Source organism: Micromonospora sp. NPDC000668 (genome assembly GCF_042897975.1).
GTDB lineage: Bacteria > Actinomycetota > Actinomycetes > Mycobacteriales > Micromonosporaceae > Micromonospora.
The window spans coordinates 534,185-553,251 of sequence record NZ_JBIAYP010000005.1; the positions used below are offsets into that span (position 1 = coordinate 534,185).

Sequence of the window (19,067 nt, forward strand, 5' to 3'; positions counted from 1 at the left end):
CCAGCAATATCCCCGAGCCTTGGCCATCAGTCAGCGACGGCGTCCGACTCAAGACCGTCCCGTCCCGGCTCACCCCCGGCCACCTGCACCAGCTCCTCGCCGACGACGCCGTCCCGGCCGGACCACCACCGATCGCCACCGGGCCCATCCAGGCCGGCGCCCCGAGCGAGGTCGAACGGCTCGTCAACGCCACCGGCCTGATCGGCCTCGCCGGCTGGCAACACCCCGTCGGCTACCACTTCGCCGGCAGGCGTGTCACCGTCCGCCTCGACCGCGGCCTCATGCAGATCACCGCCGATGGTGTCCTGCTACACAGCCTGCCCGACCCCCTCACCACGGCCGAGACCGCCCACATCCGCGACGCCCGCCCCGCCGGACCACCCCGGCCTCGGCACTAAACGACTCGACGGGCGGCTGTCGGTACGAGACGTTCAGACCTGGCTCAACAAGGTCGCGAAGACCTGCCAGTGCTGCGCCCAGGGGAAAGACGATCGCCGGCCACCGAAGAGCCGCAAGTGCTGCGCGGTTGGCCGATGCTGCCAGGACCTCCCCGCGGCTCGCACCGTCAAGGGAATCCGCGCCGTCCTCCGCTCGGCGCTGTCTCAGGCCGAAGTGGAGGAACTGGTCGCAAAGAACGTCGCGGCCCTTGTGAAGCTCCCACCGATCCGCAACCGCAAGGGCAAGTCGTGGAGCAGCGAGGAAGCTCGGGCATTCCTGGAGGCCTCCCGCGACGACGACGATTACCTCTACGCCGCCTACGTCCTGGTCCTCGTGCTCGGCTTACGCAAGGGAGAAGTCCTCGGCCTCACCTGGGACCACATCAACTGGGACGGCTGGCAGAAGCCGTGCACCACCCACGGCGAGAAGTTCTGCGAGCACTGCCGCGACAACCACGACATCAGCCTCGTCATCGACAAGCAGCTCCAGCGGGTACGCGGCCAACTGCTGCACCGGGCCACCAAGACCGAGGAGTCCGACGCTCCCCGACCGCTGCCGGCGATCTGCGTCGCCGCACTGCGGCACCGCTACCAACAACAGCAGGCCGCACGCGAGAAAGCGGGCGATGTCTGGCACGACACCGGCATGATCTTCACGACCCGCTACGGACTGCCGGTCGAACCCCGCAACTTCAACCGCTCCTACGACAGCCGCATCGCCCGCGCTGGCATCCGAAAGATCACCGTTCACGACGCCCGCCGCACCTGCGGTTCGCTGCTGGTCGACCTGGACGTGCACCCTCGGGTCGCGATGGCGAACCTGCGGCACGCGGACTTCTCGATCATGATGGAGATCTACAGCCAGGTCTCGTCCAAGACGACCCGCGAAGCCCTGCGGAGACTCGGCGAAAGCCTCGATCAATGAGCCGTTGCTGTACTTCGCTGGTGTACAAGATCAGAAATGGCCATCCGGAAGATTCCGAATGGCCTCTGACCTGCGTCGGGACGGCCGGATTCGAACCGACGACCCCTTGACCCCCAGGACGATTCGCCACACGTCCATGCACGTCACACACGCTATGCCCGTGATCAAGGCGTGCTCCCGACGGCGCACCGCTTAGCATCGCGCACCACGTGTGGTCCCCGCCTGGTCCCCAGATGTCGGAACCTGGCGACGGCAGCCTCCGGTTTAGGACGTGTCGATACGCTGCCGCATCGCGGGTCCATCACCAGGCTTGGCCTGCGCTACCCGCCCTGGTCCCCTGCACCGAACCTGACCGCAGCTGACTCCCGCCGACCGTCCAATCGGGCACGCAACGGGCACGGGCACGGGCACGGCCTTGCAAAGATCAAGACTGCTGTCGGCCGACGTCGGCTACTGCGGCTGAACTGCTCGCCCCGTCGACCCGCGTCCACTGATGTCCGGCTCGATCTGTCGGTTTGGCTGTACGGATGGCTGTACAGCCACACGGTTTAGGAAGTGTTGGCGTGGGCGTAAGCCGCTCGGCAGCGGCCTGGCTTGACCTGCGTTGCCACGCTCGCTGTCGCGTCCAGGAGCTGACCGCCGTTGACCCTCGGCTCCCGTCCCATCGGGCACGGAGCGGGCACGCCCTGCTGCCCTCGGGTCGCCCGGCATTGCTGGCTGTCCTGCGGTACGCGCCTCTCGGATCACTGATCTCCTGCCCGCCGTCACTCCGGCTGGCTGGGCAGTGGAGTACAGGTGCTTTCGCCGGTTCTCAGGAACCAGAGCACCTGATCGGGTTCTGGCATGGGCAACGGGTCACCGAACGAGTGGAGCTCCAGCTCCGCGAGCTGCCCGCTGGCAAGGAAGAGCAAGATGCCTCCGAACCACTGCCCTTCTTGATCGGGAAACTGCCCTTGTACGCGTACCGGAGTCTGTGCCGGTGAGGCGGGAAGGTTCTTGCCTTGTGGAAAGAGGTGGATGGTCCCGCATCCACACCCGCATCCCGGGCGGGCCATGACGTCTCGCGCTTGCACGCGGAGTTCCTCAGCACCTGCGAAGTTGTGGCGGAGAAGTGCTTCCAGGACGCCGGCCTCGTTCGTGCTCAGGTGTCGTAGTGGTGGATCTGGCTCTGTCACGGCAGAAGCTTAAGCGCGGTTGGCCGAAGCGCCTTAGAGCCCATCTCCGCCGTGAGTCCGCACATCGTGGAACGGGCCTGTCCCCCGGTGTCAACACAACGATCCACCGTGTTGACACCGGGGGACAGGTCTGTTCGGCTTCGCCCGGACTCGCGGTGGAGGTGGGCGGCCCCATCTCTGTCGAAGATCCCCGCCGGAGGCATCGGTTCGTGTCCTTGGCGCAGCCTGCAACCGGCCGGCGCGCCGGCCGATGCCGGCGCTTGCGCCGCCAGCAGGCCGAGCGCGTCCGGCGCGGCCCGCTTGCGGGCCGCCTTGATCCAGAGAACGAACAATTCGGCAAATGACCCGGGTAGCCACCTGAAACTTGACCAACGGTCAAGCAGCGCTAGGCACGCTCCAACTTGACTGATCTTGGTCCCCAAAACGGCAAAAGGCCGACCCGATTTCCGGATCAGCCCTCTGACCTGCGTCGGGACGGCCGGATTCGAACCGACGACCCCTTGACCCCCAGGACGATTCGCCACACGTCCATGCACGTCACACACGCTATCCCCATGATCAAGGCGTGCTCCCGACGGCGCACCGCTTAGCATCGCGCACCACGTGTGGTCCCCGCCTGGTCCCCAGATGTCGGAACCTGGCGACGGCAGCCCCCGGTTTAGGACGTGTCGATACGCTGCCGCATCGCGGGTCCATCACCAGGCTTGGCCTGCGCTACCCGCCCTGGTCCCCTGCACCGAACCTGACCGCAGCTGACTCCCGCCGACCGTCCAATCGGGAACGCAACGGGCCCCGGACCCGGCCCCGGCCTTGCAAAGATCATGCGGTATGTCGGCTCGCGTCGGCTGCTGCGGTTGACCTGCTCGGTTTGTCGGCTGCCGCCGCTTCTTATCCCCGACCATCGGCCGTCTTGGCTGTACGCAAGGCTGTACAACCTCGTGCTCGCTTTTCATACTCGATCCGGTGTCGTCCGTGGTCAGACGTTCGGACGGTCACTCGTGGGCACCGCCCCTGGCATACTGCCGGCTGTGCCCGGGGCGGTCGGCCCGGCCGGCTCGGGTCATACTCTGTCAATGCCTACGTGGGCGAAGGTAGCCGGCGGATTCTTCGTATCTGTTCTCGGATACATCGCATGCGGCGCGTACGTCTACTTCGCCGCTGCCCAGGCCGGTGCCGAGCAGAGGGCAGACCCGGACCCAGGACCAGACAGCGCCGCCGCCTACACCGGGTTCTTCTACATCATGCTGTCGCCCTGCGTTCTGGCCGCTTTCCTGATCACCGGTGCGGTGCTTTGCGTCAGCCGACGCCGCAGGCCCCTCGGCGTCGGGATGGTGGGCGGGGTGATCGTTCCTCTGTTGATCGTGGTGGTCTTCCTGCGTGTCATGGCTTATGGAAGCCCAGCGCCCGTGGGCCGGTGAACACCTGAAGCCTGGACCGCGACCAAACCGGGCGAGCGGAGGAACCCTCGTGACGATCTTCGGCACACGGCGGCGAGTCTGGCCGTGGCGGCGGGCGCGAACGTCAAGGCTGTGCAGCGGAAGCTCGGGCACGCCTCGGCGTCGATAACGCTGGACTGTACGGGGGCCTGGTCGGTGACGACCTGAACGCCGTCGCCAACCGCCCGAACGAGGCGGTCGCGGCGCGGGATGCGGACTGGCACCAGCGGCGGCAGCCTGGTCGACCTCGGGAACGGCGAAGCCCAGGTCTCTGACACCGGCAAGTAGGCGTCCCATTCCGCGTAGTGGATTACGGCGGCGCACGCCTCGGCTGGGCTTGGTGTTCGGCCACCGCGCCACGCCGACCAGACCTCAAGCACCTCACGCGCCAGGCTGACTTCAAGCAGGTAGTCAGACCGCTGGTTCTCATCGTCCACCACAGCCGCCGCGCGTGCCTCCGGGGACCAGGGTCGGCCGGCGTAGACCGTCGCCTCATCGGGGAACTGGTCTAGGCGCTCCACCAAGTCGATCAACCGCATACTCACACCTTCAGTTTGGAAGAGCGCGCTCAAGCGGTCGTGATGCCCGAAACGCCTGCGGGCTGCGGTGGAGCTGGTTACCTTTCGTGCCCCTTCGTGACCGCTGCGCGCCACAGTTACTGGCCCATGGATGGCCCGTCACGGCCACCGGCTTGTGCGGCTGACTGTCAGCTTGGGAATTGTCGATCTCCGCCAGGCCACCGCCTTGACGGCCTGGTTTCGGCAGTCACTCGTGGCCTCGGCTGGCCCCTGTTGTCCTCGCCCAACGGCACGCTAATGGCATGCCCGGTGCTCGCCGCGACCGCCGGCCGGAACCGATCGCCAACCCCCGCCCTTGCAAAGATCAGGCGGGCAGCGGACGTGAGTGTAGCCCGGCGAACACGGCGTCGACCTCGCCGCGTGCGTCGGAGCTGAAGGCGTCTCTCGGTACTGCGATCGCCCGTCGGGACAGGAGGCCCTGGAACAGCCAGTAGCGGGTCGTCTGCTGCAGGGGCCGCAAGGACTCCCAACGGTGCTGCGTCGAGACACCGCCGAGGCACACCCTCATCCCCTCGTCAGTCAGCTCGTACCCGACCTCCATAGCCGGCCCATCGGCTGCCAGCCGCCGCCAGACGCGCCGCAACGAGAGCTCGAAGAAGAGCGGGACTGCGACCAGGAACACGATGAGCAGCACCACGCCAGCCACCGGCGACAGGAGCAGCCCGCCGATCGCCATCAGGAGGACGGCCACCCACAACTTCAGCAGCCGCCCCTTGCCGGACACCCACACCAGTCGCCGGTAGGCGGGATAGTCCAGCGCCGCGCGGCCCTCAATATGCACCTCGTTCTCCTTGCTCCGTCCGGGCGTCGCGCCACATGCGTTCCGACTGCCCGGCATCTTACGAGCAGGCCGAAGCACTGACACGCCTACGTCGCGCACCTGCTCGTAGCGGTGCTCCGGACAGTCCGACCAGCTCGTACTGCCACGCGTCGTCGGGCAGGCTGTAGTCCAGAGTTGACCTCGTAGAGCTTGCCGTCGTGATCCCAGACTTCCACGGCAGCAGGATCACACACCATCGTCAGACAACGCAGTGCCTTTCTGGTGCGGCCGGCCCGGCGCGGCCCGCCTTGATACAGCGAGAGAAGAATTCGGCAATCGACCACACTGGCCGCGCTGGCCGCTGAAGCTTGACCGACGGTCAAGCAGCGCCAGGCCACTCCAACTTGACTGATCTTGGTCCCCAAAACGGGGAAAGAGCCGACCCGATTTCCGGATCAGCCCTCTCACCTGCGTCGGGACGGCCGGATTCGAACCGACGACCCCTTGACCCCCAGGACGACTCGCCACACGTCCACGCACGTCACACACGCTATGCCCATGATCAAGCCGTGCACCTGACCGCGCATCGTCCACTATCGGGCGCAACGTGTGGTCCCTGCGTGGTCCCCAGAACCGCACACGGTTTAGGAAACCTCAGCTCGCTACTCCGCCGCCTGCTTCCTGAGCTGCACCAGCGTCACGGTTACCACCACATCAGCCCAACAAGGTCGTTGCACCTACTCTGCACGCAAGAAGACGGGCATGATGGCGCTGTGTCCCTACCTCCCGACCTCAAGGACGCGTTGCGGCGCCTTCGTGCTACTCAGGCTGAACAGCCCGCTGGGGACAAGCCAACCGAAGAGCTAGCCCTATGGCGGGAGCGGATGTCGGAGTGCCTGAGCTTCCTGTCTCGGCAACTCCTCTTCGAGTCGGACCGCAACCAGGCCGCCAGGGAGGCGGAGGCCGCGCGAGCAGAGGCCGAGAATATCCGCCGCTTGCTGAAGTCGTGACTTCGTGGCGAACCACTCGGCCGCACCGCCAGTTTGGAAGAGCGTGCTCAAGCGGTCGCGAAGCCCGAAACGCCTGTGGGTGGCGGTCGGCCCGGTTGCGTCTCGTGCCCGCTCGTGACCGCTGTGCGCCACGGTTACTGGCCCGTGGATGGCCCGACGGCTGCTCTGCGTAGTTCAGCCAGGGAAGGTCTCGACACGATGCTCGAGGCCCCCGAACAGATCCTCGAACGGGTCCAACTCGATCTCTCCCACTAGCACTCTGTAGATGCATTCGGTCGCCGACATGTCGGGCTCATACCACTCTTCAAGGTCCGCGTCGACGATGACGACGCCCCAGTCCTCCGGCACGACCCCTGGCCGAGCGTGCCAGAAGAAGTAGTTGGCCTCGACAGCTGCGAACGCAAGCAGTCTGCTTCCTGCCGCGAAGTACTTGCCTGGCAACTCAATTCCAGCCTCGCGGAACTCGGCCCAGGCACGCTCACGCTCTTGGACCAGAAGCGCGATATCAGAGTTCCGATTGCCGCTGTCGGGACCGAAGAGACAGAGCCACTGGTCAACGATGATGGGTCCGGTTCGGCCGATCAACGACTTGTAGTCGTCGGGCACCCCTACCCCGATAGCCGATTCGGCTGCTTCCCAGGAATACGGGACCTGTCTCGCCGAGACGCCGAGCAGTTCGATGACCTGGTCAGCGAAACTTTGCACGTCGTCACCTCCTGTTCCAGTCCGCACGGTCCGCGTTGACGGACGCCACACTGCCCCCATCCCCCGCATAGGTGCCACAGTCTGCGGTATCCGGTCGGGGTCAAGGGTGGCCGAAGGCCATCGGCTTGCCGACGCGTAGCGCCCTTGACGCCGGGTGGATGGCGTAGAGGATCGGGCACGCGGGGGATGAGTGACGCCCTGGTCCTCGTCGCAGCGACCGCGGACCCGAGCCCGATGACTTCGAGGGCAAGCAGCTCCGCTGCGCGGCAGCCGATCGCCCCAGCCTCGACGGTGGCCACCCTGCTCCGCGATCGTCCCGCCTGACGTCGGATGGTTTTTCGTGGCTCGTCAGCGTGGCCGGCCGGCCCGGCCGATGCCGGCCGGAGGTCGCCAGCAGGCCGGGGCCGGGCCGGCGCGGCCCGCGTTGCGGGCCGCCTTGATACAGCAAGAGAAGAATTCGGCAATCAACCACACTGGCCGCACTGGCCGCTGAAGCTTGACCGACGGTCAAGCAGCGCCAGGCCACTCCAACTTGACTGATCTTGGTCCCCAAAACGGCGAAAGAGCCGACCCAATTTCCGGATCAGCCCTCTCACCTGCGTCGGGACGGCCGGATTCGAACCGACGACCCCTTGACCCCCAGGACGTTGGAGTACCCCGTTTGCGCACGTCAAGCGCGATGACCGCCTCCGTCTGACGTGTCAAGGACTGCGGCACGTTCCGGATCGCTGACAACGTGTGGTCCCCGGCTGGTCCCCAGTAGACCAGCGGATTAAGAGGACCCGTGCCGCCCCTCGGCCACCATGCGCGACCTCGGCTCGGCCACCCTGCTGGACTTGCTGGGCGTGCGGTTCTTGCGACGGGTTGAGGTCACGCAGGGGTCAGGCATCCAACGCCCCGCCTGACCGCTTCCGTGTCAAGTTCACGCAAGGCGGTCGGATGCGGGCGCATACGAGGTCAGGCGGCGTGTCCAGCCTTCTCCGGTCCGCTGTGGTCTGGTCGGTCGCTGTACTTCTTGGCTGTACGGCTAGCGCCACACAGTCTCGGAACTCTCTACCCTCGGTGGATGCCCGTACCTTCGCCCAGCTCCCCCGATTCAGCCGATCGTCAGCCAGTTCCCTGTCCGATCAAGGACGCTCACAAGCGCCTTATGGATTGCCATGTGCACTGGCACATGACGGCGGGTGCTTACATGGACCCCGAGGGGTTCCGGTTGAACTTGAACGCGCTGGTCCAGAATCTACGAAACGTCACATGGCTATTGCAGAAACAGAAAAACTCCTTGCCGGAATTCCAGTCTTGGTACGGCGACTGGCAAAGCTCCGTTAAGAGCGACCCCGTAATGACATGGGTGGTAAAGGCGCGCAACCGGATAGTAAAGGAGGCGGACCTTGAAATCTACAGCGAAGCACGGGTGAGAGTTTCCCGCGACTGGACGCATGAATACGAGAACACCTTCAATTTTCCCCCGCGATTCCGTAATCGCGATATCTTGAGGGCCATCCTGACCCGAAATGCCATCGCGCCCGAAGGGACGATCTCGGTGAACCGTCGCTGGGTTGACCAACTGCTGCCGGACTGGGAACTGCTTGATGCAACCTCTCGCGCTTACGGTCACCTTACGCAAGTAGTTCAAACTGCACATAGAAAAGCGGGGGTCTCAGCATGTAACCTGGCCCCCCGCACCCCGAGTTGTGTAACCGCTGACGCCCACGGGCAGCCGGTCTGCATGGACTCATCCGACGAAAATCGCCTGTTGCATGTCGACCTCAAGACCGGTTATGAGATCGCCGAGATTCGCGCTCCTTTCAACGTAAGCAGCGAATCGCATCAGGCCGCCGCCGAGAGGTACGGGGTCGATTTCGGATCGGTGAGCGGTGATGCGATTGCCCGTGTTCCCGGCCTGTTGGCAATCGCAAAGCGGGTACTGAGCGTAGACAAGTCGCATCTTACATTCGCGTACATCATGATCGGTGACCAAGTGGCCGCTCACTTTCCAATGCTGTTCCCGGATCAGAACTCAAAGCGTCTGGCGCTTCGACGCTTCGCTGAAGAGGTAAGGAAGAGTGGGGGCGATGGCATCGTCTTGGTCGGCGAGCAATGGGTTGCCGATGTCGAACCAGGGGAAGACCTCAGGACACCGAACGTGAAGCCTGCGAGGGACCGCCCGAACCGGATGGAGGCCATTACAGTAACGGCGATGACCAAGGATGGCCGACTGAGCGAAGTAATCGAAATTTTCCGGCGACGGCGCGGCGAAATCGTTTATGACGGCGACCTGTCTCCTGATCTCGGCGGCGAAATACCGAACTTTCTGCTTCCGGTAGCGCGAGTCTGGGAGCTAGGGCCTTTTCGCCCGTCCCCCTAGCTGCATCGGGTCACCCATCCCGGATCCTGAGCGCCTGCTCCTATCTGCTCGTGCCCCTCTCCCCCGCGACCCGCGAAGTCACCCGGCACGGCGTATTGCTCGCGCTATTCCTCCGAAACCCCGGAACCGTTGTAACCAGCGGCCCGGGGCTTCGTCACATGTCGCGCCGCGGGCGGGCTCTACCGGCGACGCCGTGAGCGAAGCGGCAGGCGTCGGCGGCGGACCTTGCGTCCGGCCCTGGTCGGCGGCGCGAGCGGCCTGCGAAGCGGGCCGCCTTGAACGGTCGTACGTAAACAGGTCACTAGACCACACGACCCCCAGGACGCTTCGCCACACGTCCACACACGTCACGCACGCTATCCCCAAGATCAGGCCGTGCGGTCGGCCGCATGCCGCCCACCATCGCGCATGCCGTGTGGTCCCTGCCTGGTCCCCGGACACTGACACGCTTGGCGGCCGCAGCACGCGGTTTAGGAAATGTGGACACGGGCCGAAACTGCTTGGCATGACCTGGCTTGACCTGTGTCGCCATGCTGGCTCGCACGTCCAGGAGTTGACCGCCGTTGACCCTCGGCACCTGCCCCATCGGCACGTACGGGCACGCTGCGCTCCCCCGGCTTTGCAAAGATCAAGACGGCTGTCGGCCAGCGTAGGTGAGCGCAGCTGACCTGCTCGGCTTGTCGATGGCCGTCGCCCGTCACCCACGCATGTCGGCCGGCTTGGCTGTACGGATGGCTGTACAGCCGTCAGTCCTCGCGGTCGCTCCTGGCGTGCCTGCGTCGCTCGTCAAGCCGCCGCAACCTGCGGAGGTACTGCCCGGCATAGGACCGCTGTGCATCGTCCAGCGCCTGCGCCTCCGGGCCCGCGAACGCTTCGTAGTACGCGATCTCCGGCGGGTCGTGGTCGTGCTCGATCAGCCGGCCGAGCGCCTGGGCGTCGTGAACCAGCGGCAATCTCTTCGCCACCTCTTCGCGCCAGATGTGCCCGCTGCTGTCGTCGTCTTCCACGTGGGGATGGTAAGACCAACCGACTCGGCAGCTTCAGTTTGCAAGGGCGAAGATCACGGCCGACAAGGACCTAGTGGGCCAGGTCAGGCACAGGACGTGTAGACCGCTCGTGCCCTCTCGTGACCGTCAGGGGTACGGGCTACTGGCACGTGGATGGCACAAGCGACCTACGCATTACGAGATCAAGTTGGCGACCGATGGTTACCTGGCCTCGACTGGCGTGACGTGCAGAAATGCCTCTCGGCATCTCTCAGCGTCGGTGGTCGCGGTCCGACGTCTTGAGCACCAAGTGAGGACTGCTGCCGGCCGCGCGCCCGACCTCCGTCCGTCTGGACGTGGTCCTCGAACACTCGGCAACTCGATCGGTTCGGCCCCCCGGTCCAGTCCGCGCCGGTGGCTCCCAAGGCGTCAGCTTGAAACTTGCCAAGTCCGGCTGCGTCCTGGCCTGGCGGCCACCTCTACGACCGCCGGCCCCGAAACGGCACTCCACGGACCCACCTTGGAAGATCAGCACCTGGGTCGGCGGGTGTTGCTGATTTGCAGGATCCGCCCAGCCTGCCCCGCGTAGAGGCTGAGGTGCGGTGACGCCTCAAGGTAGCTGCCCAACTTCGGTGACCGCAGGTAGAGCCCTGCGGACGGGACGGCCGCCGCCAGGTGTCGCCGAGCCCTATGCCGTGGCAACTGGTGCAATGATTAGGTCTCGCGCCACCTTCGGCCTGGAACTAGGCCGCTAGGTGCTCGAAGATTGGTGAAAAGGTGGAAGTTTCGATTGCGAACGTCGGGCCCGTTCGATCAGCGACGATCAGGGTAGAGCCACTAACAGTTCTCATTGGCCCCAACAATAGTGGCAAGTCGGTGGTCCTGACTGTGCTCTACGCGGCGCTCGCACAGTTCGGAGCTGCCGTTCCGTTTGAGCTAACGCGCGCCATCCGATACCCCAGCTCTAAGACGAACGAGGACAATATCGAGTTCTCGGCCGCGCTGATGGAGGCCCTCACCGTCAGCAGAAAGCCTGAGCTCTCAGCGCTCCCAGCGCAGGCGCAGGAGATGTTGCAGGACCAGATCGACGTCTCTTTCCGTCTCTACGCCGAAGTGTTTAGCGAACAGTTGACGCGGGCCGCCGGAACACCACTTCCAGGCCTTCGCCGGACTAACAAGCGCGGAAGCCGAACCGCAATTATCGTGACAAGCGAAAATCCAACCTGGGGTCTCGAACTGCGGATCCTCGCTTCTGGCGTCAAGTCCGTGGTTACTCCTCCAGCCCTTCAAGACGCGTGGAATCGAGTCGATAAAACAGGGTGGCAAAGGTTCCGTAACCGTTCCCGGCGGCTCGCCCGTACCACAGCCAGCCAGGTACTCAGGGACTTGTCCATTGAAGTGATCCGAGCTTGCTTCAGTGATTTCCCGCGCCATACGCGGTATATGCCCGCAGCTCGATCAGGCCTGATGCAGTCACAGAAGGCGCTTGCAGGCTCAATTGTCAGAGAGTCTTCCTGGGCCGGCATTCGCGAAATGCGAATCCCCGCCGTTAGTGGAATCGTTGCAGACTTCCTAGGCGAGATGGTGGAAATGGGGGTTCGGCCACTCGGCCAGTTCCCCGAGCATGCAGCTAGATTAGAGCAGGAAATTCTGCATGGGTCCATCGAGATGAAGGAGGACCCCTCCGGGCACTACCTTGAGCCCGTCTACCTATCCAACGATGGGGAGTTCCCACTAAGCCGAACGTCTTCCATGGTGTCGGAACTGGCTCCTGTTGTTCTATACCTGCGTCAGCTTATGCAACGCGGCGACCTCCTGATGATCGAGGAACCAGAGGCGCATCTGCACCCTCGGGCTCAAGTCGCGTTTGCGAGGACATTAGCTCGGCTGGCTAATGCGGGCTTGGCAATCGCGACAACCACCCACAGTGAATTTTTCCTTCAGCAGATCAACAATGCTGTGGTTGCCGCCAACGTGAAAGGCTCCGGATCCGAGAAGATCGGCCTGGATCGAGATACCCGGCTTTCCGCCAAGAATGTCGCAGCCTACCTCTTTCGTCCAGGCGATGACGGCACCCAAGTAGTGGAACTATCGATCGATCCACGGGAGGGGATCCCGGAGGACTCATTCTCCGAGGTAGCCGAGTACCTGTATGCACAGACTGTTGCCCTCGACAAGAGGCTGAGCGATGATCCGGAGGACTAGGGCTCTCCAACGTATCGGACACTTAGATTGCTGCGCCGTTCTGCGCGCCGAAGACAGCGGCTGCAAAATGCTGCTGCCGGCCGATAACCGGCAGTGGCTTTGCCTATCGGGAACCAAATATCAGGCCCATCATGGCTATAGCAGTAAACTCTGCGACTTCATCCTTTTCTGGGAACCACGAGGCGGCTCGCTACACGTCGCCACTTTAGAGTTGAAGAGCGGCTCTTTTCGAGCAGGAAGTGTGGGAGATCAACTACAAAACGGCGCCAACGTGGCGGACCTCCTGTTAGGTGCTGCAAGCGCGAAGTTTGCGCCAGCTCTCATCCACAACGGCATCAAGACTCAAGAGACGCGGAAGCTCAAAAGTCTTCGCATTCGTCTGAGAAGTGCCAGCGAGCTAATTCAGCCCATAAGAAGCGGCCAGCCGACATCTTCTATCGACTGGGGATGACCTCTTGGTCAACGTCAACCGCGCGCGGCCTTAAGCGGATCTTCTCGTCGGGCAGTCGTAGACCGTCCAGCCTCCCCGGACGGGGACAAGGTGGAGCGCCCTGCCGGACGAACGACCTTGGCTCCGTCCGTCCATCGTAGATGGCCGGACCTTGTTGTACTTCTGTAGTAGCGCGCCTGGCGAGTCTCCTCGTCGGGCAGTCAGAGGCCGTTCGGCCTCGTAGGACGGGCCAAGGTCGTTCCTCCGGTAGGCGGCCCTACACCTTGTCGCCCTGGCCCTGGCCCGCTCCGCCGAGGTGTGGGTCAGCGGCAGGCGGGATGGCAGGTCACCTCCGGCGGCCCGTGGGGAGGGGGTACCTCCACGTCCGTTTCTGAGCGGTCGAAAGGTCGAACCATTCCACGGTGATCGTGAAGTCGCGGGTGGCCATCGTGGGAACTGCCATGAAGCCCAACGCCTCGCCGGCGTCGACGTTGTGCCCATCAGTAGGCTTCACCAAATCGAGTGACTTGTCAGCACTGATTCGCACACTGTGTGCGGCTGCATCTCCGATGTTCGTGAGTAGGTACTTATCGCCGTCGTGGTGCTCGAGAGACCAGCGGACGCGGGGTGCGGCGATCACCAGTTCAGCTCCCGCTGGGCGAGCGGCCATCGTTTCTAGCGCCTCAACGACCCGGCGCGTGTACTCCTCGGTCAGCCGAGCAGCCGACTCTGCCCGCTCAGCGGCAGCGGTCGCGTATTCCGACTGAAGCTGCTGGCCCTTCCTCGTAACCTTCTCCTGGCGGATCATGACGACGGTCGTTGCAAGGCCCACGGCGAGGGCGACAAAGACCCCAAGGACCGTCGCTTGATCCGATACTTGCTGCCAATCGACGGCTAGCGGCACGGGGGTCAGCAGCACGGGGCCACGGTAACGGGGATGCGCAAGGTACTGGGCGGCGTGCAGCGAACGTGCAACTTGTGGCGGTGACCCGGCTGCCGGATGCCGGCCGGCCTCACCTCGCCGGTTGCGTGGCCGCATCGCAGGCTCGGACCTACGGTGAGGGGGAATTGATCCGCAGCTCTTCTTCCTCGAGGCAGAAAGGAAGGGAGTCGGGCGGGGTAGCAGGGTGTCCACGGCGCCCAGGGCCAGTACAGCGACAACCTTGGTTGTCAGTCGGGGGCCTAGCTGCCGCAGCCCACGGTGTACCCGTGTTCTAGGCGGGAGCGGTCGAGGGTGTGGCGGCGGCCAGAAGGCTACCGGCGCCGACAGCAGCACGGCCGTACCACTGGGCGCCCTGTCGCCAGACGGCTTCGATACCCAAGGACACGATGAGATCTACCAGCGCTTCGCCCACGGGCTCGGAGAACAGCGCTACCAGGGATGGGTCGGGGCGGTCGTTCTCGCGGTAGCAGAAGTGCCGGTAGGAGAAGAGTTGCCCGATCGCGTCTCGGACTGCGTGCTCCGCGTTTGCGCCTACCGTCTTCACCTCAACTAGCCAGTGGTTGCCCTGGCCAGTGACTGTGAGGTCGCAGGGGTGAGCATTGTTAGCTGGGACGAGTCCGGCGGCCTTGGCTTGCTTGGCGAAGTCGTTCAGCAGAGCCTCATGGCGTGGTTTGCGGTCTTGGACATACGCCTTCAATTGCGCGCGGTACTCGGCAGGTGTCTTGGGGCGGAACGCAGGCGGCTTGGGCTTGAACTTGGGCTTGGCCTTGTCGGAGCCGGCCGTCGTCTTGATGAGGCCCGGGTCGGTCGCCAGGATCTCGCTCTTGATCTCGACGCACGTCGCGTACAGCGCGAGGAAGCGACTGAGGTCAGCTTGCAACGTGCCCTCGTCCGGCAACTGCGCCGGGTCGTACTCGATCGCGGCAATGTTGCCCTCTTCGTAGCCGCAAGGCAGGAAGCGATTCCGCGGTGCCCCAAGCTCGATAGCCTTTGTCAGGCCGGCCAACGCCTCATCGCTGAGGTGCTTGCGCAGCAGAGCCGCCTCCGCCCGAAGCTCGGCCAGAGCTGCCCGATCCTGCGCTACGCCGGTTAGCCCCGCCTCGCCGGCGTTCCGCTGATGCTGCGTCGCGCCCTGGTTCATGCTCAGGTAGACCCGCGAGAGATCCTGCCGGTATAGGTAGACGACGTAGAGCCCTTCCTGTGCCGTCGTGGTCACGTTGCTGTCGAGGACGGCGATCCACGGCACCACGGGCAAGCTCTGGCCGGCGCCGCTGGCAAGTACCTTCATGCCCGACGGCACGAGCGCCGGCAACTCACGCCGGACCGCCTGTAGATGCTGCTGCGCAGGCTGATCCCTCCCGTGCGAGTGAACGTAGGCCTTCAGTCGAACGCCGCGCAGCGCTTCCCCCAGATCCATGGCAACGGATCCTAGAGGGATTCCCGCAACAACGCGTGCCCGTCCGGGACGAGCGGGTCCACAAGCGGGTCGATGGAAGGCGGTAGCATCAATCCCATGAACCCCCATGGCTATGAGGAAGTAACGGTTGAGCAGGTCGATCAGCGCTGGCTGGATATAGTGCTGCCCCTCGTGCAAAGCGAACTCCCCACGCTCACCCTGCTTCCTCAGCGCATAGAGAATGGCGCAACGATATACGACGCGCAGTTATTGCATGCAGCCAAAACACTTCGCGCTAATGGCGTCGACGCACAATTTGTCAGCGGTGAGCGCGGAAGACTTTATCAGAGCAACTTCAGTGCTACCGGCGCCCTGCTTCTCGGTGTACTACTCAATCTAGCAAGCAGCGCAGCATGGGACGGCATCAAGTATTTTACCTCAATGCTGCGAACCCAACTAAAGACCTCTAGGGCGTCGACCCAAAAGGTCGTGATCGCGATGGGGATCACCAAGAACGCCGACGGTTCATCTACAACCTGGCAAAGAATCGAAGGGCCGGCTGACCTGGCATTGGAGCGAGTCGAGGCAATCGTTCGAGCTGCCGCCGAGAGTTCGCCTGGAGCCGCGGGGGTCATACCCCCGCCTCGGGAGACAGGCGAGGGCGAAACGAACAGCCGTGACTAAGAACTATCGTCGCATGACCAGCGGGGAGGTGGCCGTTTCCCTTCTACTCTTCGCCGGGACCGTTCATGCATTGGCAGTGCGTTATGACGTCGAAATTCCACCTCCTGACGGGCCCCTCCGTCAACGCATTCTCCTTCGAGAGGGAGCAGCTGAACTGGTTTCTGCAAAGCGGCTATTCAGCAACGCCGTAGACGCAGTGGCTTGCGCACGGCATCCTCATGCGTTAGAGAGCCCGAAAGCCCCTTGGTGGATCTACGGTGGCGTGCCATCTACCCCTCCCTTGGGGTGCGCGGGCAAACGAAGAGAGTCGGAGGGCTTAGCGCGAAGCGCGTTGAGCCATGCCGTAAACGCCCTCAACTTCTTGGAAGACCTGCCGCTGGCAAGTGACGCTCACCGCCTGATCCACGAAATCGGGGCCTTCGTGTCCTGGCATTTCGGCTGCCACATCGAGCTCGAAGACGGCCATTGGGTGTGGCGGTGCCCGGTGGTAATCTCGCACCTCCGGGTCGGCAAATCCGTTGGATTCACCGCTGCCAGACTCTGCTCCTTGTGTGGCGAAGATATATCAGAATGCGAGCACCTACCGGATAGAATGTACAGAGTCGTTGTTACTGACGGCGAAAGATGCCCATGCGGCTCGACCAACTGCAAGGAACACCGACCGGGAGACGTCATCGAGACGTACGCTGCGGCGCTTGTCCGAGAGGCAGATCTTCACGAGATTTCGACCGTGCTTAGGCCGCGCGACCCGTTGGCTCGGATTCAAGCAATCGCCCTAGAGCCCGCACGAATCGGCCAGATGATGCGTGGCGCAGTTCCGCGGGAAGTGACCACCCTCGAATGCTTCCACTGCAGACAAGGATGCACGGGGTTGTGGGACGGGGAGATATTGGAAAAGTTCCTCAGGTCGGATGACCAGTAGCCTTCAAGGGGTTCCGGAGGGACTTACAGTCGGGCGCCTTGCAGGATTGGCGGAAGTGTGCGGATCAACGAATATGGCGGGTACGTCGTGATTCGCTTGCGGCCACCCTAATCTTCTAGACGCTGGTTCGACAGATTCGCCGACCGTTGCTTCTTGAGCGGCAGCCGGCGCCATAGTGGCCCGCTCATCCATCGCTGCTATCCGGCCTTTCAATCATCCATGCCCCCGATCAAAATTCTGGCTATCTCGCCCATGCTCGTGATTACCACATCCGCCCCAACGGTCCGCATTGTCTCGACCTTGGCAGGCCGATTCGCGTAGCCAATCGCCCGCACTCCGGCCGCCCTCGCCCCCTCAATGTCCGAAAGCGAGTCGCCGATCAGTACGCACCTGTGCGCCGGCTCGTGGACGACACGCGCGGCTTGCAGGATCGGTTCCGGGTTCGGCTTCATGCGGACTGGATCGGCGTACGCCCGGCCGACCACCGGTGAGATGTACACGGCGAGCCGGTGCGCTGCCAAGTAGGCGTTCACCGCGCCGGCCGAGTTGTTGCTGACCACCGCCACCGACATCCCCGCCTGCCGGGCTGCCACGATGACCTCCCGAGCGTACGGCGTCGGTTCAGCAGTCTCGACGGCCCGGCGCTCGGCCGCGCAGAGCGCATTCTCCACGGCCTGCATGATGTCGTGGTCGCCGGCCGCCGCGGTGCGACGCAGCACCTCAAGCGGGTCCGGCTCGTTAGCGAGATCCGGCGGCACGTCAACGTCGTGCCGCCGCAGCACATCGACCAACTCGGCGGCAACCTGCGGCGCCGGGTATCCGGCGAAGATGCTGCATACGGGGCCGTCGAAGTCGAGCAGCACCGCGCCGACCTCGCCGAGCAGCCGGCCGAGGCCGGCGTTCATCCGTCGTACCGGTAGGCGATGGTCGACCACACTGAGTCGAACCACTGGCGGGACGCCTCCACGAACTGCGTTCCGTGCGAGGTGTCGTCGTCGGTTACCGCGTAGTGGAACAGCGGCACGTCCTTGCCCATGAGGTCGTAGATCGCCATGGGCTCACCCTTGATCGAGACGGTTCGCTCAACGACCGGGTAGAAGCCGTAGAAGACCTCTTCACCGTTCAAGATGTAGAGCTTGAACAGCGGAGATGCCCGATGCATCCGCACATCAACCGTGGCGGACCGGATTAGGCCGAGGTCGCCTAGCTCGGCCACCTGATCAACGATGCCGTCCACCGCCCGGCGGGTGATCCGCTCCGCGCGTTCGCGCACTGCTGGGTCGTCCGCCTGCGTCTCGGCCCGTGACGGCAGCGCCATCGGCACAGCCATGTCGGAAACTAGGACCCGCACGGCGATCGTCTCCGGGGCGAGCCTGCCGACGCGCACCTTGTCGAGTGCTTCGGCGAGCGCGTCGCGCAGCGTCTCACCGGAGAATCCGGCGAAGTCGATGGTGACGTTAGGTCGGTCGAACGAGGCTTCGATGTGCGGGCGCAGTTCAACCGCTCGCTGTGTTTGCGCGCGGACGAACGCGCCGCTGCCCTGCCGGGACACGATCAGGCGTTCCGCCCGGAGCAGGTCCAAGGCTCGCTTGACCGTCTCTCGCGCCACTCCGTAGCGGGTGGCTAGCTCGGGCTGCGACGGCAGCTTGTCGCCGGGCGCGAGTCGACGCGTGAGGATGGCGGCCCGAAGCTTGTTCGCGATCTGCTGCGAGGCCTGTTTGGGGTCGTCGGGGTCCAGCTCGCCGAGGAAGTCAAGGTTCTCGCTCACCCGCCCACGGTAGCGCTGACTAGCCAAGTCAGGAAAGTTCGCCGCACCCTCTTGACCTGACTAGCCAAGCCGGCCTACGTTCATCTCGTCGCACTTGGCTAGCCAGGCGCGGCAAGTCGAGCGGAAGCCGGGGAAGGTGGCGCATTGCGCTGCGCGCTCACGGGCCGGTCGTGTGGTCGTTCATTGAGAACTTCACAGCAGAAGCGCCGCGTAGATCCGTCTGCGGCATCCCCGCCTTGAGCCACACGGTGGCCGACCTCGGTAGATCCCGGGCGAGCGGGGCGAGCGGGCCGGATCTGGCGCGCGGTTGCTTCTGCCTCTCGTTCTGTTCGCCCGGGG

Annotated in this window: 14 protein-coding genes, 1 tRNA gene and 1 pseudogene; 6 read left to right on the top strand and 10 right to left on the bottom strand. The window is 64.2% G+C overall.

Annotated features, from left to right (window positions below; all coding sequences use genetic code 11):
* Positions 1-26: 26 nt before the first annotated feature.
* Positions 27-221: a hypothetical protein gene (locus ACFY29_RS27150; RefSeq protein WP_386990710.1), complete on the bottom strand. Its 195-nt coding sequence runs from the start codon at positions 219-221 to the stop codon at positions 27-29.
* A 160-nt stretch (positions 222-381) separates the two neighbouring features.
* Here ACFY29_RS27150 and ACFY29_RS27155 point away from each other — a divergent pair.
* Positions 382-1,362, top strand: a pseudogene (locus ACFY29_RS27155) (tyrosine-type recombinase/integrase); the annotation flags it as partial.
* A 2,248-nt stretch (positions 1,363-3,610) separates the two neighbouring features.
* Positions 3,611-3,955 (top strand): hypothetical protein, encoded by a 345-nt coding sequence (locus tag ACFY29_RS27160; RefSeq protein ID WP_386990712.1) that lies wholly within the window; start codon positions 3,611-3,613, stop codon positions 3,953-3,955.
* Here ACFY29_RS27160 and ACFY29_RS27165 read toward each other — a convergent pair.
* The 4 genes from ACFY29_RS27165 to ACFY29_RS27180 form a co-directional block, all read right to left on the bottom strand.
* A complete protein-coding gene (locus ACFY29_RS27165; RefSeq protein WP_386990714.1) occupies positions 3,925-4,512 on the bottom strand; it encodes a hypothetical protein in 588 nt (195 codons plus the stop codon). The two genes, ACFY29_RS27160 and ACFY29_RS27165, sit on opposite strands and share 31 nt — an antisense overlap.
* 343 nt (positions 4,513-4,855) lie before the next feature.
* Complete coding sequence (locus ACFY29_RS27170; protein WP_386990716.1) at positions 4,856-5,332, bottom strand: YcxB family protein; 477 nt, start codon at positions 5,330-5,332, stop codon at positions 4,856-4,858.
* Positions 5,333-6,495: 1,163 nt separating this feature from the next.
* Positions 6,496-7,026 (bottom strand): hypothetical protein, encoded by a 531-nt coding sequence (locus tag ACFY29_RS27175; protein WP_386990718.1) that lies wholly within the window; start codon positions 7,024-7,026, stop codon positions 6,496-6,498.
* Positions 7,027-7,627: 601 nt separating this feature from the next.
* Positions 7,628-7,749: transfer RNA gene (locus ACFY29_RS27180), tRNA-OTHER, on the bottom strand.
* 469 nt (positions 7,750-8,218) lie between these two features.
* Here ACFY29_RS27180 and ACFY29_RS27185 point away from each other — a divergent pair.
* Positions 8,219-9,394 carry a hypothetical protein gene (locus ACFY29_RS27185; RefSeq protein ID WP_386990720.1) on the top strand — a complete coding sequence of 392 codons (1,176 nt, stop codon included), beginning with the start codon at positions 8,219-8,221 and terminating at the stop codon, positions 9,392-9,394.
* 746 nt (positions 9,395-10,140) lie between these two features.
* Here ACFY29_RS27185 and ACFY29_RS27190 read toward each other — a convergent pair.
* Positions 10,141-10,401: a hypothetical protein gene (locus ACFY29_RS27190; RefSeq protein WP_386990722.1), complete on the bottom strand. Its 261-nt coding sequence runs from the start codon at positions 10,399-10,401 to the stop codon at positions 10,141-10,143.
* An 855-nt stretch (positions 10,402-11,256) separates the two neighbouring features.
* Here ACFY29_RS27190 and ACFY29_RS27195 point away from each other — a divergent pair.
* Both ACFY29_RS27195 and ACFY29_RS27200 read left to right on the top strand, forming a co-directional pair.
* Positions 11,257-12,585, top strand: a complete 1,329-nt coding sequence (locus ACFY29_RS27195; protein WP_386990724.1) for an AAA family ATPase — start codon at positions 11,257-11,259, stop codon at positions 12,583-12,585.
* Between the two features lie 67 nt (positions 12,586-12,652).
* Positions 12,653-13,036, top strand: a complete 384-nt coding sequence (locus tag ACFY29_RS27200; RefSeq protein WP_386990725.1) for a hypothetical protein — start codon at positions 12,653-12,655, stop codon at positions 13,034-13,036.
* Between the two features lie 325 nt (positions 13,037-13,361).
* On the opposite strand, the gene ACFY29_RS27205 is transcribed toward ACFY29_RS27200, so the two are convergent.
* Positions 13,362-13,934, bottom strand: a complete 573-nt coding sequence (locus ACFY29_RS27205) for a hypothetical protein (protein WP_386990726.1) — start codon at positions 13,932-13,934, stop codon at positions 13,362-13,364.
* Positions 13,935-14,229: 295 nt separating this feature from the next.
* Positions 14,230-15,375 (bottom strand): MrcB family domain-containing protein, encoded by a 1,146-nt coding sequence (locus tag ACFY29_RS27210; RefSeq protein WP_386990727.1) that lies wholly within the window; start codon positions 15,373-15,375, stop codon positions 14,230-14,232.
* 96 nt (positions 15,376-15,471) lie between these two features.
* Between ACFY29_RS27210 and ACFY29_RS27215 the strand changes: the two genes are divergently transcribed.
* Entirely contained in the window at positions 15,472-16,038 is a 567-nt protein-coding gene (locus ACFY29_RS27215) for a hypothetical protein (protein ID WP_386990729.1), read from the top strand.
* Between the two features lie 1,131 nt (positions 16,039-17,169).
* Here ACFY29_RS27215 and ACFY29_RS27220 read toward each other — a convergent pair.
* Together ACFY29_RS27220 and ACFY29_RS27225 are read right to left on the bottom strand one after the other, a co-directional pair.
* A complete protein-coding gene (locus ACFY29_RS27220) occupies positions 17,170-17,865 on the bottom strand; it encodes an HAD family hydrolase (RefSeq protein WP_386990731.1) in 696 nt (231 codons plus the stop codon).
* Positions 17,862-18,728, bottom strand: a complete 867-nt coding sequence (locus ACFY29_RS27225) for a GntR family transcriptional regulator (protein WP_386990733.1) — start codon at positions 18,726-18,728, stop codon at positions 17,862-17,864. The genes ACFY29_RS27220 and ACFY29_RS27225 overlap by 4 nt, the downstream gene beginning before the upstream one ends.
* Between the last annotated feature and the right edge of the window lie 339 nt (positions 18,729-19,067).

Excerpts from the sequence above, each read along its gene's own strand:
- ACFY29_RS27220 (WP_386990731.1), bottom strand. The coding sequence starts at position 17,865 with ATGAACGCCGGCCTCGGCCGGCTGCTCGGCGAGGTCGGCGCGGTGCTG.
- ACFY29_RS27210 (WP_386990727.1), bottom strand. The coding sequence starts at position 15,375 with ATGGATCTGGGGGAAGCGCTGCGCGGCGTTCGACTGAAGGCCTACGTT.
- ACFY29_RS27200 (WP_386990725.1), top strand. The coding sequence starts at position 12,653 with ATGCTGCTGCCGGCCGATAACCGGCAGTGGCTTTGCCTATCGGGAACC.
- ACFY29_RS27165 (WP_386990714.1), bottom strand. The coding sequence starts at position 4,512 with ATGCGGTTGATCGACTTGGTGGAGCGCCTAGACCAGTTCCCCGATGAG.
- ACFY29_RS27160 (WP_386990712.1), top strand. The coding sequence starts at position 3,611 with ATGCCTACGTGGGCGAAGGTAGCCGGCGGATTCTTCGTATCTGTTCTC.
- ACFY29_RS27185 (WP_386990720.1), top strand. The coding sequence starts at position 8,219 with ATGGACCCCGAGGGGTTCCGGTTGAACTTGAACGCGCTGGTCCAGAAT.
- ACFY29_RS27215 (WP_386990729.1), top strand. The coding sequence starts at position 15,472 with ATGAACCCCCATGGCTATGAGGAAGTAACGGTTGAGCAGGTCGATCAG.